The following is a 12876-nucleotide window of genomic DNA, read 5'->3' on the forward strand; positions in this document are numbered from 1 at the left end:
TGCCACGAGGCGCCGTTCTACACACTCGGCCCGCTGACCATCGACATCGCGCCGGGCTATGACCACATCGCCTCGGCCGTGGGCGCGGCCATGATCGGCTGGATGGGCACCTCCATGCTCTGCTACGTCACACCCAAGGAACACCTGGGCCTGCCCGACCGCGACGACGTGAAGCAGGGGATCATTGCCTACAAGATCGCGGCCCACGCGGCCGACATCGCCAAGGGGCACCCGGGCGCCCGGGCGCGCGACGACGCCATGAGCAAGGCGCGTTTCGAGTTCCGCTGGCGCGACCAGTTCGCGCTCGGCCTGGACCCGCAGACCGCCGAGGATTACCACGACGAAACCCTGCCCAAGGACAGCAGCAAGGAAGCGCACTTCTGCTCCATGTGCGGGCCGAAGTTCTGCAGCATGAAGATCACGCAGGACGTGCGCGACTACGCCGCCGCCAAGGGCGTGAGCGAGGAAGCGGCGCTGGCCGAAGGCATGGCGCAGAAGAGCGCGGAGTTCAAGGCGGTGGGCGGCGAGTTCTACGTGCCGGTCGATTCGATCAGCAAGAAGGGCTGAACCGTGGACACGCCGCGTTCACGCATCGGCATTGCTGGCGCGGGCGTGCTCGGCCGCCTGCTGGCGTGGCAGCTCTCGCGGGCAGGGCACGCCGTCACGGTGTTCGACCCGGCGCCGGGCCCGCAGGCGCCGGCCACGGGCACGCTCGGCGGCCCGCCATCGCCGTATGCGGCGGGCTTCACCGCCGCCGGCATGCTCAGCCCCATCGCCGAGCTGGACAACGCCGGCCCGGCCATCGCGCGCCTGGGCTGGCGCTCGCTGGCGCTGTGGCGCGGGGTGGCCGAAGCGCTGCGCGCCGACGGTTGCAACGCGCCGCTGTTCGAGCAACACGGCAGCCTGATGCTGGCGCATGGCGCCGACCTGGGCGCGGCGCGCCGCGTGTTGGCGCGGCTGGACACCGCGCCCACGCTGGCCGCCGATCTGCCCGCGCCGCAGGCGCTGGACCGTGCGGCGTTGGCCGCGTTGGAGCCCGCGCTGGCACCCGGTCTGCACGCCTGGCTGCTGCCCGGCGAGGCGCAGGTGATGCCGCGCGACATGCTCAACGCGCTGGCGGTGCACGCGCCCAAGGTGCACTGGTGCTGGGGCGAACGCGTGGAACGTGTCGAGGCCGGTGCGCTGCAGGTGGCGGGGGAAGGACCGGTGCGGTTTGACCTGGCCATTGACGTGCGAGGCGTGAACGCGGCTCACCCCCGCGCCGCCTGCGGCGTCACCCCCTCAAGGGGGCGCCAGCAGCGGCCCGGCGAAGCCGGTTCCGCGCTGGCACTCGGCGCAGAGATGACCGTGCGTGGTGTTCGTGGCGAAGTGATCTGGCTGCACGCCCCCGGCGTGACGCTGCAGCGCCCGGTGCGCCTGCTGCACCCGCGCCACCGGGTTTACATCGTGCCGCGCCCGGGCGATCTGTTCATCGTGGGCGCCAGCGAGATCGAGAGCGAAGACCGTTCGCCGGTGAGCCTGCGCAGCGCGGTGGAGCTGATGGCCGCGGCGCAGAGTGTGCTGCCCGAACTGGCCGAAGCGCGCATCGTGCACATGGAGGCCAACCTGCGCCCCGCCCTGCCCGACAACGAACCCCATACCCACGCCGAGCCCGGCCTGCTGCGCATCAACGGGCTGTTTCGACATGGCTGGCTGCTCGCGCCTGCGCTGGTGGAGGACGCGTTGTCGCGCTGGGATGCCGTGTCGCGTGCACCCGAAGCCCCTCACCCCAACCCTCGCCCCTCTGGGGAGAGGGGCACGCCCGAGCAAACGCCTGAATCACACCAGAACCACTGACCCTGGTTCGCCCAAGGAATGCCCATGCCAGAAACCCTCTCCAAGCCAGAGGCCCAACTGCGCTTCAATCAAAACACCCTGCCCTGCCCCGAAGGTCTGACGCTCGCCGCCCTGCTGGCCGCGCAAGGCCTGGACGCCAACCAGGTGGCCACGGCGGTGAACGGCGCGTTCGTGCCGCGCGGTTTGCGCGCCTCCACCCCATTGAAACCCGGCGACACCGTGCTGACTTTCCAGGCCATCGTGGGCGGATAAACACCATGAACACAACCACAACAACCTGGGCGCCCTACGGCGTCGAACTCAACAGCCGCTTTCTGCTTGGCACGGCGGGCTACCCGTCGCCGCAGGTGTTGGCCCAGAGCATCGCCGCCAGCGGCACGCAAGTGGTCACCGTGGGTCTCAAGCGCACGCTCGCATCGGGCGGCGACAACGGCTTCATCGAGATCATTCGCACCGCCATGAAAGAGCGCGGCGCGCAGCTGCTGCCCAACACCGCCGGCTGCCGCACGGCGCGCGAAGCGATCACGCTGGCGCACATGGCGCGCGAGCTGTATGGCACGCACTGGATCAAGCTCGAAGTGGTGGGCGACGAACACACCCTGCAGCCCGACCCCTGGGGCACGGTGGAGGCCGCGGCGCAGCTCACGAAAGACGGCTTTGCCGTGTTCCCCTACTGCACCGACGACCTCGTCACCTGCCAGCGCCTGCTGGACGCGGGCTGCGAAGTGCTCATGCCCTGGGGCGCGCCCATTGGCTCCGGCCAGGGGCTCATCAACCCCTTTGCGCTGCGCACCCTGCGCGCCCGCTTGCCCGGCGTGCCGCTGGTGGTGGACGCCGGCATTGGCGCGCCGTCACACGCCGCCGCCGCGATGGAGCTGGGCTTTGATGCCGTGCTGCTGAACTCGGCCGTGGCGCAAGCGGTGGACCCGGCGCGCATGGCGCGCGCCTTCGGTCTGGCCGTTGAGGCGGGGCGTGCGGCCTACGAGGCCGGTGTGATGGCGCCGCAAGACATGGCGGTGGCCTCCACCCCGGTCAGCGGGCACCCCTTTCTGATTGGACCCACACCATGACCCCCATCATCTGGAGCGTCGCCGGCACCGACAGCGGTGGCGGCGCCGGCCTGGCGGCCGACCAGCGCGCGGCCGACGCACTGGGTGTGCACTGCTGCACCGTGGTGGCCGGCATCACCGCGCAAAGCACCACCGAGGTCACGCATATCGAGGCCACGCCGCCCGCCGTGTTGCAGACCCAGCTGGACACCCTGGCCGCCGACATGCCGCCGCGCGCGATCAAGACCGGGCTGCTGGGCAGTGCCGACAACGTGCGCGTGCTCGCCCGCTTCGTGGACCGGCTGCGCGAACAAGGCCCGCTGGCCCTGGTGGTGGACCCGGTGCTGCGCGCCAGCACCGGCGCCGCGCTGGCCAGCGCCGAGCTGCTGAGCGCCTACCGCGATTGGCTGCTGCCCCGCGCCACCGTGATCACGCCCAACCAGAGCGAGGCCGTGGCCTTGCTGGGCCACGCGGCGCCCGAGGGCATTCCCGCCCAGGCGCGGGCGCTGCGCGCACTGGGCTGCGGGGCCGTGGTCATCACCGGCGGCGACGCGGCCCGGCTCAGCCACCACGCCAGCCTGTCGCTCGACTGGCTGGACACACCGCAGGCACAGGGCTGGCTCAGCCTGCCGCGCGAGACCACGCCGCACAACCACGGCACCGGCTGCACCTTTGCGTCGGCCCTGGCCGCCGCACTGGCGCTGGGCTGGGTGCCGGCCGACGCGGCCGTGCTGGCCAAGATGGCCGCCACCTTTGCGCTGCGCCATGCGCGCGCCGTGGGGCGCGGCGTGGGGCCGGTCATCGCACGCAGCGGCTTTGCCCTGGAGCCCAACCTGCTGCCGCAGCTCTCGCTGGACGACACCCTGCCCACCGCCTGGCAGACCCGACCACGCGGGCGCAACCCCGGTGTGTACGCCATCGTCGACAGCGCCGAACGGGTCGAAGCGGTGCTGCGCGCGCAGCCCCCGGTTGACACCCTTCAGCTGCGCATGAAGCGCCCGGCGGGCCTGCCCGATGGCGCTTGGCACGCCCAGCTGCACGACGCAGTGGCCCGCAGCCAACGGGCTGCACAGGCGGCCGGTGTGGTGCTGGTGATCAACGACCACTGGCAGCTGGCGCTGCAAGCCGGTGCCCGCGCCCTGCACCTGGGGCAAGAAGACCTGCTCGCTCTCACCCCGCAAGAGCGCGCGCAACTGCAGGCGGCACGGGCGCAAGGCGTGACGCTCGGCCTGAGCTCGCACAGCCTGTGGGAACTGTGCCGCGCGGCGGCCATGGCACCCGACCTGATCGCCAGCGGCCCCGTGTGGCCCACCACCACCAAAGACATGCCGTGGCTGCCGCAAGGCCTGGACAACCTGGCCTGGTGGGCGCACATGGCGCCCGCGCCGGTGGTGGGCATTGGCGGCATTCTGGCGCCCGCACAACTGCAAGCCGTGGCCGAAGCCGGTGCAGCCGGCGGCTGCGTGGTGCGCGGGCTGGGGCCAGCGCCTGCCCAAACCCTGCCCGCCTGGCAACACGCCTGGCGCCACGGTAGCGCGAGCCGACCACCCGGCGTGGTGCCCATGCTGCCGCACCCGACGCTGCCGGCTTGAGCAGGCCCCGCGCCATGGAGCTTGGTGAGAAAGACACCCTGCTTGACAGTACTGCAGCGACAACCGCCGCACCACTGACCACTCACCATCACATGCGCATTCGCCGCCTGATCCATTCGTCCAATGCGGGGACCGGCCGGTCATACGGGCTGATGCCAAAGAAAGGGTCGCAAGTAGCCGATGCAATCTGCCACTTGGTATTGGAATGTCCGTTGGCCGAGCGCCTTGTCAAGCCGGGAGCTACTCGGACGTCGATTCTGATCGCCACATTGCCAAGGCCGCGTGTGTGGCCCTGTAACCCGCTTCGATGGCCTGCTCTTGCGAGGCCCGGTCGGACATGCCCGGAACCGCCACAACGGGGGCGACCAAGACGTCGGCCTCCGCCATTTCCGGCGCCGCGATCAGGCAGCTTTGCGATTGCATGACTTTGCCGAGCACGGCCGGCACGTTCACAGCGGTGGCCCGGGGGCTCCGGCAATAGATGTCGACCGCGACAACGACGTCAGCGCCCATGGCCCGCGCGAACCGCACCGGCACCAGGCTGGTGATGCCGCCGTCGATCAGGTGCCCGCCGGGGTAGGCCACCGGCACCTGCATCCCCGGCACGGCGGAAGACGCCTGTATGACCCGCCCGGCCGAGCCGTTGTCCAGCAGCATGGGCTGCGCGCTCTGCAGGTCGGTGGCGACGGCGGCGAAGCGGATAGGGAAGTCTTCGATCCGGGTGGCGCCGATGAGGGCGTTGGCCCAGTTCGCGAGCTGGTCGCCCCGGATGAAACCGCCGGCTTGCCAGGTGAAGTCGAGCAAGGACGACACCTTCACGCCGAGTGCGGCCTGCTGGATCTGCTCAACGCTCATGCCGCTGGCGTAGGCCGCGCCCACCACGGAGCCGGCCGACGTACCGACCACGATGTCGGGGCGCATGCCGGCTTCTTCGAGCGCCCGCAAGGCGCCCACATGTGCGAACCCGCGCAGCCCACCGCCACCCAAGGCGAGCGCGACCGTGGGGCGCTGCCCGCGGGCCGGCGCCGTGCGCTGCACGTCGGACAACGTTTGCGGTTGCAGGTCAGCAGGCGCAGGTTGCCCGGTGGCGGCGCAGCCCATCGTCAGCAGCAACGCCACGACGGGGGTTGCCCACAGGGCATGGGCTTTCAGTCTGGTTTTCATGGCGACTGGCTCGGGCATCACAAGGCGGCGCTGTGTTCGCGGGCTGCCAGCGCCACCGCATCGGCGCCGGCCGGATAGCGCAGCTGAGGCGTCGCGTCGTTCGCGGCCAGCCAGACGGCTTCGGCCACGTCCCGTTCGCTCGTGACGGCGGCGGGCTGTCCCAGCGTGGCGAAGATGGATTGGGCGTAAGACGCATAGGCCTCCGGAATCAACCCCTGCATGCGCTCGGCGCCGTTGGCCGTGAACCGGGTGGTGGGCGCATAGCCCGGCTGGACGAGCTTCACGCGCACGTTGAAGGCCTCCAGCTCAAACGCCAGCGAAGCGGTGAACCCTTCGATGGCGGCCTTGCTGGCGGTGTAGGCCGCCACCAGCGGCATGGGGGCGAGCGTGGCGCTGGAGGTCACGTTCACCACCAGGCCGGCGCGGCGGGCGCGAAATTGCGGCAGCACGGCCTGGGTCATGGCCATGGTGCCGAAGGTGTTGGTCTCAAAAATGTCGCGCACCGTTGCCATGGGCGTGGCCTCGAACGCACCGAAAAGGCCGAGGCCGGCGTTGTTCACCAGCACATCAATGGGGCCTGCGGCTTCCAGCGTGCGGGCGATGCTCTCGGGCCGGGTCACGTCCAGCGGCAACACCTGCAAGTTCGAAGACGACGGCAGCAGGTCGGCGCGCGGGGTGCGCATGGTGGCCAACACCCTCCAGCCTTGGGCGTGGAAATGGCGGGCAGTTTCGAGGCCATAGCCGGAAGAGCAGCCGGTGATCAGAACGGTTTTCATGTCAAAACTCCTGGTGGTTTGGTTGAGGGATGGCGCAACGATACCGGCCAGAAACCGGATTTACTACAATCAACAGTCCACATTTCATTTGCAGGAGTCCGGCCATGATCGATCCTCTCGCCGAAGTCATTGCGCTGATGCGACCGCGCGCGGTGTTCTCCAAGGTGATCAGCGGCGCGGGCGCCTGGGCGGTGCGCTATTCGGCCTTCGGCCAGCCGAGCTTCTGCACGATGCTGGAGGGCGAATGCGTGCTCGCGGTGGACCAGCAGGCGCCGGTCACCCTGGAAGCGGGTGACTTCGTGCTGATGCCGGCCACGCCCGGTTTCACGCTCTCGGGCCTGGAGCCCGCGGTGCCGGTGTTCCTGGACCCGAAGGACACGCAGGGATCGGCGGCCGAGCTGCGCCATGGGCGGCAGGCCGGACCGCCCGACGTGCGCATGCTGGGCGGCTATTTCGAGTTCGACTCCCCCGATGCCGCGTTGCTGGTGTCGCTGCTGCCGGTGCTGCTGCACGTGCGTGGCATCGAGCGCCTGTCGGTGCTGGTGAAGCTGGTCCGGGAAGAGTCGCTCGACACGCGGCCGGGGCGTGAGCTGGTGCTGGGCCGGCTGGTGGAGCTGCTGCTGATCGAGGCGCTGCGCTCGACCACGGGGGACAGCGCGCCACCCGGGCTGCTGCGCGGGCTGGCCGATGCGCGGGTGGCCGTGGGGCTGCGCCTGATGCATGGCGCCCCTGCGCGCACCTGGACGGTGGACGCGCTGGCCAAGGAGGCCGCGCTCTCGCGTTCGACGTTCTTCGAACGGTTCTCGCGCGCCGTCGGTCTGCCGCCCATGGAGTACCTGCTGGCGTGGCGCATGGCGCTGGCCAAGGACCTGCTGAGCCGCAGCGGCGTGGCCATCGCCGAGGTGGCCGAGCGGGTGGGCTACAGCTCGGCCAGCACCTTCAGCACGGCCTTCAGCCGCCACGTCGGGCAGCCACCCGGCCGCTATGCGCGCCAACACTGGGACGTGGTCTGAGCGACCATTCTCGGGACTTGACCAGTCGCGCCCCGCCGAGCGACCGGTTCAGGCAATCGACCGGTCACTTGCAATCCTGACAGGTGAACTGCCGGTTTTGGCGCCTCGAAAGAACCCCGTCGCAGAAGTCGAGTGACCGCACCCAACCTTCATCGCACACCTACCAAGCCGTTTGACGGGCCGCACCCGCCGGCCGATGATGGGCACCCGTTTGGAAGGATGGCAGGACATGGATATCGTGGCGCATGGGTGGTGGATGGGCGTGGGCCTGGGCGTTGCTGCCCGGGCGGGGTACCCCATGCCAAGCCCGCGCACCATCGGGCTGATGGTGGGGCTGGCCGTGGTGCCCGACCTGGTGCACCTGCTGCCGGTGGCCCTGGGCGAACTGCAGCGCGCCGGGGGCTGGGGCACCGTGCGCGACTACGCCCTGGCGCTGCCGGGTGCCGAGCCGCCAATGTCGGCCACGGTGGAATGGCTGGCCCACCACCTGCACTGTATTTTTCACAGCGCGGTGGTGGCCGGGGTGGTCACGCTGGCGCTGCGGGCTGTGCTCAAGCGCTGGTGGCTGCCTTTGCTGGGTTGGTGGTCGCACATCGCGATCGATGTCTTCACGCACTCGGCCGACTTTTACCCGTCGCCCGTGCTGTACCCGTTCACCTACCGGGGTTTTGATGGCATTGCCTGGAACCGGCCAGACTTTCAAGTGCTGAATTACGGCGCGCTGATCGCGGTCACGCTGTGGCTGCTCTGGCGGCGGCGGTCGTCACGCGACAGCCCCTGATACCCACCGGGGCCGGCACTTTGGCACACTCCGTGCCTTCATTCCCAAGCAGCGCGCCCATTTGCCATGACCGCCCCCACCGACCACGACCTGCCCCCGCTCAACGCCACGCCCCCGGGGCTGTACCGCCATTACAAGGGCGGCTGGTATTCGGTGCTGGACACCGTGCGCTGCAGCGAAACGCTGCAAGGCATGACGCTGTACCGCGCGCTGTACGGCGGTTGGGGCTTGTGGGTGCGCCCAGCGGCCATGTTTGCCGAACGCGGCGTGTTTGACGGTAAAGAACAACTCCGCTTCACCCGGTACGACCCGGGCTTGGTGCCGCTGGGCGACTTGGCCACGGCGCACGCACTCACCGCCCACTTGCGCGGCCTGGCCGAGCGGCGTGGTCTGTGTCTGGACACCGCCGTGCGCCCGCCGCCACCCGAGCCCACCAGTTGCTGCGGACGCGGCTGCAACGGCTGCGTGTGGGAAGGGTTTTATGAGGCGCTGCACCACTGGCGGGTGGACGCGCTGGCGTGGCTGGAAGTCAACGCGCCGGGATGCAACCCATCGGTCTGACATGCGGTGCGGTGGCGCCGAAAACCGCCCCCATCCCAACCGTCCCCCAGAGGGGGAAGGGGCAAAACCCACTGGCCACAGCGGCTGAAGCGGGGCCGCGCTGCGGGTTCAACCGCGCGCAGGCAGCACCGTGCCCACGCACGCGCCAAAGCCGATGCGCGCCGCTCCGGCCTGCTCGCACCAGCCGCGAATCACCACCGCGTCGCCGTCTTGCAGCCAGGTGCGTGCCTCGCCGTTGGGCAGCGTAAGCGGGTGCTTGCCGCCGGTGGTCAGCTCAATGAGCGCGCCGGCCTGGTCCAGCGTGGGGCCTGACAGCGTGCCGCTGCCGAACAGGTCGCCGGGCTGCAGGTTGCAGCCGTTCACGGTGTGGTGCGTCACCATTTGCGCCACCGTCCAGTAGGCGTGGCGGTAGCTGGTGCGGCAGATGGTGGCGTCGGGCTGGCCGGCTTCGCGCATCTGCGGCGTTTGCAGGCCCACCTGCAGCTGGATGTCCAACGCGCCCTGGCTGCGGTTGGCGGGGCTGTCCAGGTAGGGCAGCGGCTGCGGATCGTCGGCGGGGCGGTTGAAGGCCACGCGGTACGGCGCCAGAGCTTCGAGGGTGACCACCCAGGGCGACACGGTGGTGGCGAAGTTTTTGGACAAAAACGGCCCCAGCGGCTGGTATTCCCAGCCCTGGATATCGCGCGCCGACCAGTCGTTGAGCAGGCACAGGCCAAACACGTGGTCTTCGGCCTCGGCCATGGTCACGGGCTCGCCCAGGGCGTTGCCGCTGCCCACAAAAATGCCCAGTTCCAGCTCAATGTCGAGCCGCTGGCTGGGCACCAGGCTGGGTGCGGCGGCGCCCGGTGGCATGGTCTGGCCTTTGGGGCGGTGAAATTGCTGGCCCGACACGCCGATGCTGGAGGCGCGGCCGTGGTAGCCAATGGGCACCCACTTGTAGTTGGGCAGCAGCGGGTTGTCGGGCCGAAACTGCTTGCCGATGTTGGTGGCGTGGTAGACCGAGGTGTAGAAGTCGGTGTAGTCGCCAATGCGGGCGGGCACGCCGTATTCGGCGCTGGCCTGCGGCACCAGGCAGGGCTGTAAGGCGGCCTGCTCGGGCGCGCCTTCGCGCAGCGCGCGCGAGAGCGCCAGGCGCAGCGCGCTCCAGGCCGGGGCGCCCAGCGCCATCAGGGCGTTGAGCTTGTCTTGTGCGCCGGCCTGCACGGCCGTGGCCGCCTCGCCGGCGAACACGCCGGCCTGCGCGGCGGCGGCCAGGTCCAGAATCTGGTCGCCAATGGCCACACCGCCGCGAAAGGCTTCGCTGGAAGCGCTGCGCCGAAAACTGGCAAAGGGCAGGTTTTGCAAAGGGAAGTCGGTGCCGGCGGCGTTGGCCGAGGCGACCCAGCTGCGCAGGGCGGGGTCGTGGGTTTCGTTCAGGGTCGTCATGGGGGCGGGTTCTTCCAGAGGGCGGAATGAGGTGGGCCAGATTATTGCGGCGCGGGCAGGGTCTTGTCGTGCATCCAGGCGGCGTGTTGGGGTGCGCGCTTGGTGGCGGCCCATTCGTTGAGCATGTCCCACTTCACCGCGCTCAGGGTACTGTGCATTTTGGGCGTGCCCACATCGGCGCACAGTTCCAGGCGGTGGCCGTTGGGGTCGAAGAAGTAGATGGACTTGAAGATGGTGTGGTCGGTCGGGCCGAGCACGTCGATGCCGGCGGCCTGCAGGCGGGCCTGGGTGGCTTCGAGCGAGGCCATGCTGTCCACCTTGAAAGCGATGTGTTGCACCCAGGCCGGGGTGTTGTCGTCGCGGCCCATCTCGGGTGCGTTGGGCAGTTCAAAAAACGCCAGCACATTGCCCTGGCCGGCGTCCAGAAACACATGCATGTAAGGGTCGGGCGCCTTGGTGGACGGCACCTCGTTTTCGGCAATGGCCAGCACAAAGTCCATGTTCAGGTGCTTGACGTACCACTCCACGGTTTCTTTGGCGTCGCGGCAGCGGTAGGCCACGTGGTGAATGCGTTCGATCTTCATGGGGGTCTCCTGGGTCAAAGGTCTTGCAAAGCAGACCGCACATGGTGCTGGAAAAGTGCGGCGTCGGCCAGCGCGTTGGCATTGAGCAGGGCGAGTTTGACCAAAAACAGCGCGGTTTTTTCCGGGCCGGCCTGGTCGATGGCCTGGGCCAGGGTGTCGTACACGGTTTCGAGCCCTTCGATGGGCAGCTCGGCGGGGGGGGTGTGGGTGTTCATGGCGCGGGTTCCTCTCACTGGGGCAGTGCGTTGTGCAGGGCGGCTTGCAGGCGGGTGGCGTCCAGCGTGAGCCAGCGGGCGCAGACATGCTGGTCGGGGCGCAGCAGGTAGGCGGCGCCGCTGGTGCGCACGCCGTAGCGCTGGCGGCAGTGGCCGCTGGCGTCGGCCAGGGTCTGGTCGGCCCCGGTCACCGGCTGGCGGGCACCCACGGCGGTCACGCGCAGCGCCACACCGCGGGCGCGGGCCTGGGCCACCACGGCTTGCAGCGCGGCGGGCACGGCGTCGGCCTCGGTGAAATACAGCAGGTCAAAGCCGCCGCCCAGGTGGTCCAGCAGGTAGTCGTCGGCGCCCAGGCAGATGTTGCGCGGCGGTGCACCGTGGGCCGGGCCGTCGGTGAACAAGGCGTTGTCGTCGCCCCGGCTGTTCAGGGCCGAATGGGTGTATTCGTGGGGGCGCGAGGTGCGCCAGTGGTAGAGCGGGCGCACAAACGCGTGTTGCAGCGAGAGCGACAGCACGGCGTTGCGCAACAACGCAAAGCCACCGGCCGGCGGCGCCATGAAACGCACGCTTTTGCCGGCTTCTTCAATGATTTCGCGGGCGGCGCCCACGCGCTCGGCGCTGGGGTTGGCCAGCAGCTGTGGGCCGGCCAGGCCCTTGACCCCATAGGCCAGGTGCCAGCCCCGCGACTGCGCATCTTGACACGCGGTGTTGGCCCCGCGCACGCCAAAAATGGGCAGCAGGTGGGCCGCGTCGCCGGTGAAGATGACGCTGCCGTGCACATAGTCGGGCAGCGTGAGCGTGCGGGCCGAATACACCGAACACCAGTCCATTTCCCACGGCGTGCCGGCGTGGCCGATCATCTTCAGCTGCGCGTCGATGCGGGCCTTGAGCGACTCGGGTTTGAGCGCGTCTTCCGGCGTTTCGCCAGCGGGCAACTGGTAGTCCACCCGCCAGATGCCGTGCGGCTCACGGTGCATAAGGATGGTGTTGCCGGGGTTCCACTCGGGGTCAAAAAACGCCAGACGCTCGGTGGGCAGGGGCAGGTCGATCTGGATGTCGGCAATGACGAAAAAGCCTTCGTACGAAGCACCTTCCATCTGCAGGTTCATGGCGGTGCGAATGGGGGAACGGCCCCCGTCGGCGGCCACCAGCCAGTCGGCTTGCAGCGTGTATTCGCCCTCGGGTGTGTCCACCTGCACCTCGGCGTAGCCATCTTTCTGCGCCACTGCGGTCACCTTGTTGCCCCAGCGAAAGTCGATCAGCGGGTGGGCCGCGCAGGCGTCATGCAGGTATTCCTCCATGTACTGCTGTTGCACGTTGATGATGGGGAAGAAGCGGTCGTCGGCGTCGTGCGGCGCTTCCATGCGGAACACGCGCTGGCCCCGGTAGTACGAGGTGCCAAAGCGCCAGGGCAGGCCGCCCTCGGTCATGCGGTCGGCCACGCCCACCTGCTGCAAGATTTCCATGGACCGGCGGGTGAAACAAATGGCGCGGCTGCCCTGCGAAAACTGCAGCTCGGGCGTCAGCACCACGCTGCGCACACCGTGGCGCGCCAGCTCCAGCGCCGTCACCATGCCGGCCGGGCCCGAGCCGGCAATGGCCACCGGATGGCGGCTTTGCGGCGGGTGGGCCGATGGCAGCCAGGGCTGGAACACCCGGTAGGTGTAGTAAATGCTGGGGCGGGGTTCGGTGGTGGGCTGGTGCATGGGGGAGCTCCTGTAGGGCATCGCACACGGGGCATGCCGTGTGTCTGGTGCTGGATTTTAGGCTCACTTAGTTGCGCACACAACCATTTTTCAAATAGGTAAAAACGCCTATAAAACCTTTTTTGGTTGCACAAACAATCAATTAAACTGGGGCCAGCAGCTGCCCGCCACCCC

The 12876-nt window shown here is 69.1% G+C and carries 14 protein-coding genes and 1 pseudogene; 9 read left to right on the forward strand and 6 right to left on the reverse strand.

The window, feature by feature from the left end:
* From Q7J58_RS12920 to thiD, 5 genes are all read left to right on the forward strand, one after another.
* On the forward strand, positions 1-567 hold a 567-nt coding region (locus Q7J58_RS12920), incomplete at its 5' end, for a phosphomethylpyrimidine synthase ThiC (protein WP_304828551.1).
* A gap of 3 nt (positions 568-570) precedes the next feature.
* Positions 571-1836, forward strand: a complete 1266-nt coding sequence (locus Q7J58_RS12925; protein ID WP_304828554.1) for an FAD-dependent oxidoreductase — start codon at positions 571-573, stop codon at positions 1834-1836.
* A gap of 24 nt (positions 1837-1860) precedes the next feature.
* The gene (gene thiS, locus Q7J58_RS12930; RefSeq protein WP_304828556.1) at positions 1861-2088 is read left to right on the forward strand and encodes a sulfur carrier protein ThiS; all 228 of its coding nucleotides are present in this window, start codon (positions 1861-1863) and stop codon (positions 2086-2088) included.
* A gap of 5 nt (positions 2089-2093) precedes the next feature.
* The gene (locus Q7J58_RS12935; RefSeq protein ID WP_304828559.1) at positions 2094-2906 is read left to right on the forward strand and encodes a thiazole synthase; all 813 of its coding nucleotides are present in this window, start codon (positions 2094-2096) and stop codon (positions 2904-2906) included.
* Positions 2903-4477, forward strand: coding sequence for a bifunctional hydroxymethylpyrimidine kinase/phosphomethylpyrimidine kinase (gene thiD, locus Q7J58_RS12940; RefSeq protein WP_304828563.1), 1575 nt, complete (start codon positions 2903-2905; stop codon positions 4475-4477). Before Q7J58_RS12935 ends, thiD begins: the two co-directional genes overlap by 4 nt.
* A 240-nt stretch (positions 4478-4717) precedes the next feature.
* Here the strand turns inward: thiD and Q7J58_RS12945 are convergent, their stop codons facing one another.
* On the reverse strand, positions 4718-5641 hold the full coding sequence (locus Q7J58_RS12945) for a patatin-like phospholipase family protein (protein ID WP_304828565.1): 924 nt from the start codon (positions 5639-5641) through the stop codon (positions 4718-4720).
* A 17-nt stretch (positions 5642-5658) separates the two neighbouring features.
* Complete coding sequence (locus Q7J58_RS12950) at positions 5659-6417, reverse strand: SDR family oxidoreductase (protein ID WP_304828568.1); 759 nt, start codon at positions 6415-6417, stop codon at positions 5659-5661.
* A gap of 104 nt (positions 6418-6521) precedes the next feature.
* Between Q7J58_RS12950 and Q7J58_RS12955 the strand changes: the two genes are divergently transcribed.
* The 4 genes and pseudogenes from Q7J58_RS12955 to Q7J58_RS12970 all read left to right on the forward strand — a co-directional run bounded on the left by Q7J58_RS12955 (position 6522) and on the right by Q7J58_RS12970 (position 8772).
* Positions 6522-7430 (forward strand): AraC family transcriptional regulator, encoded by a 909-nt coding sequence (locus Q7J58_RS12955; RefSeq protein WP_304828570.1) that lies wholly within the window; start codon positions 6522-6524, stop codon positions 7428-7430.
* Between the two features lie 229 nt (positions 7431-7659).
* On the forward strand, positions 7660-8211 hold the full coding sequence (locus Q7J58_RS12960; RefSeq protein ID WP_304828574.1) for a hypothetical protein: 552 nt from the start codon (positions 7660-7662) through the stop codon (positions 8209-8211).
* Positions 8212-8277: 66 nt separating this feature from the next.
* Positions 8278-8514: pseudogene (locus tag Q7J58_RS12965) on the forward strand (DUF1653 domain-containing protein); the annotation flags it as partial.
* Positions 8515-8574: 60 nt separating this feature from the next.
* Positions 8575-8772, forward strand: coding sequence for an oxidoreductase-like domain-containing protein (locus tag Q7J58_RS12970; RefSeq protein WP_304828629.1), 198 nt, complete (start codon positions 8575-8577; stop codon positions 8770-8772).
* A gap of 108 nt (positions 8773-8880) precedes the next feature.
* Here Q7J58_RS12970 and fahA read toward each other — a convergent pair whose 3' ends face one another.
* Genes fahA through Q7J58_RS12990 form a run of 4 tightly spaced genes read right to left on the reverse strand, consistent with a single transcriptional unit; the run spans position 8881 to position 12702 of the window.
* A complete protein-coding gene (gene fahA, locus Q7J58_RS12975; RefSeq protein ID WP_304828577.1) occupies positions 8881-10197 on the reverse strand; it encodes a fumarylacetoacetase in 1317 nt (438 codons plus the stop codon).
* A gap of 41 nt (positions 10198-10238) precedes the next feature.
* Positions 10239-10781, reverse strand: coding sequence for a VOC family protein (locus Q7J58_RS12980; protein WP_304828580.1), 543 nt, complete (start codon positions 10779-10781; stop codon positions 10239-10241).
* A gap of 14 nt (positions 10782-10795) precedes the next feature.
* Entirely contained in the window at positions 10796-10996 is a 201-nt protein-coding gene (locus Q7J58_RS12985) for a DUF2783 domain-containing protein (RefSeq protein WP_304828583.1), read from the reverse strand.
* A 14-nt stretch (positions 10997-11010) separates the two neighbouring features.
* Positions 11011-12702 carry an FAD-dependent monooxygenase gene (locus Q7J58_RS12990; protein ID WP_304828586.1) on the reverse strand — a complete coding sequence of 564 codons (1692 nt, stop codon included), beginning with the start codon at positions 12700-12702 and terminating at the stop codon, positions 11011-11013.
* Positions 12703-12876 lie beyond the last annotated feature (174 nt).

The organism is Hydrogenophaga sp. (genome assembly GCF_030656115.1).
Taxonomy (GTDB): Bacteria; Pseudomonadota; Gammaproteobacteria; order Burkholderiales; family Burkholderiaceae_C; genus Hydrogenophaga.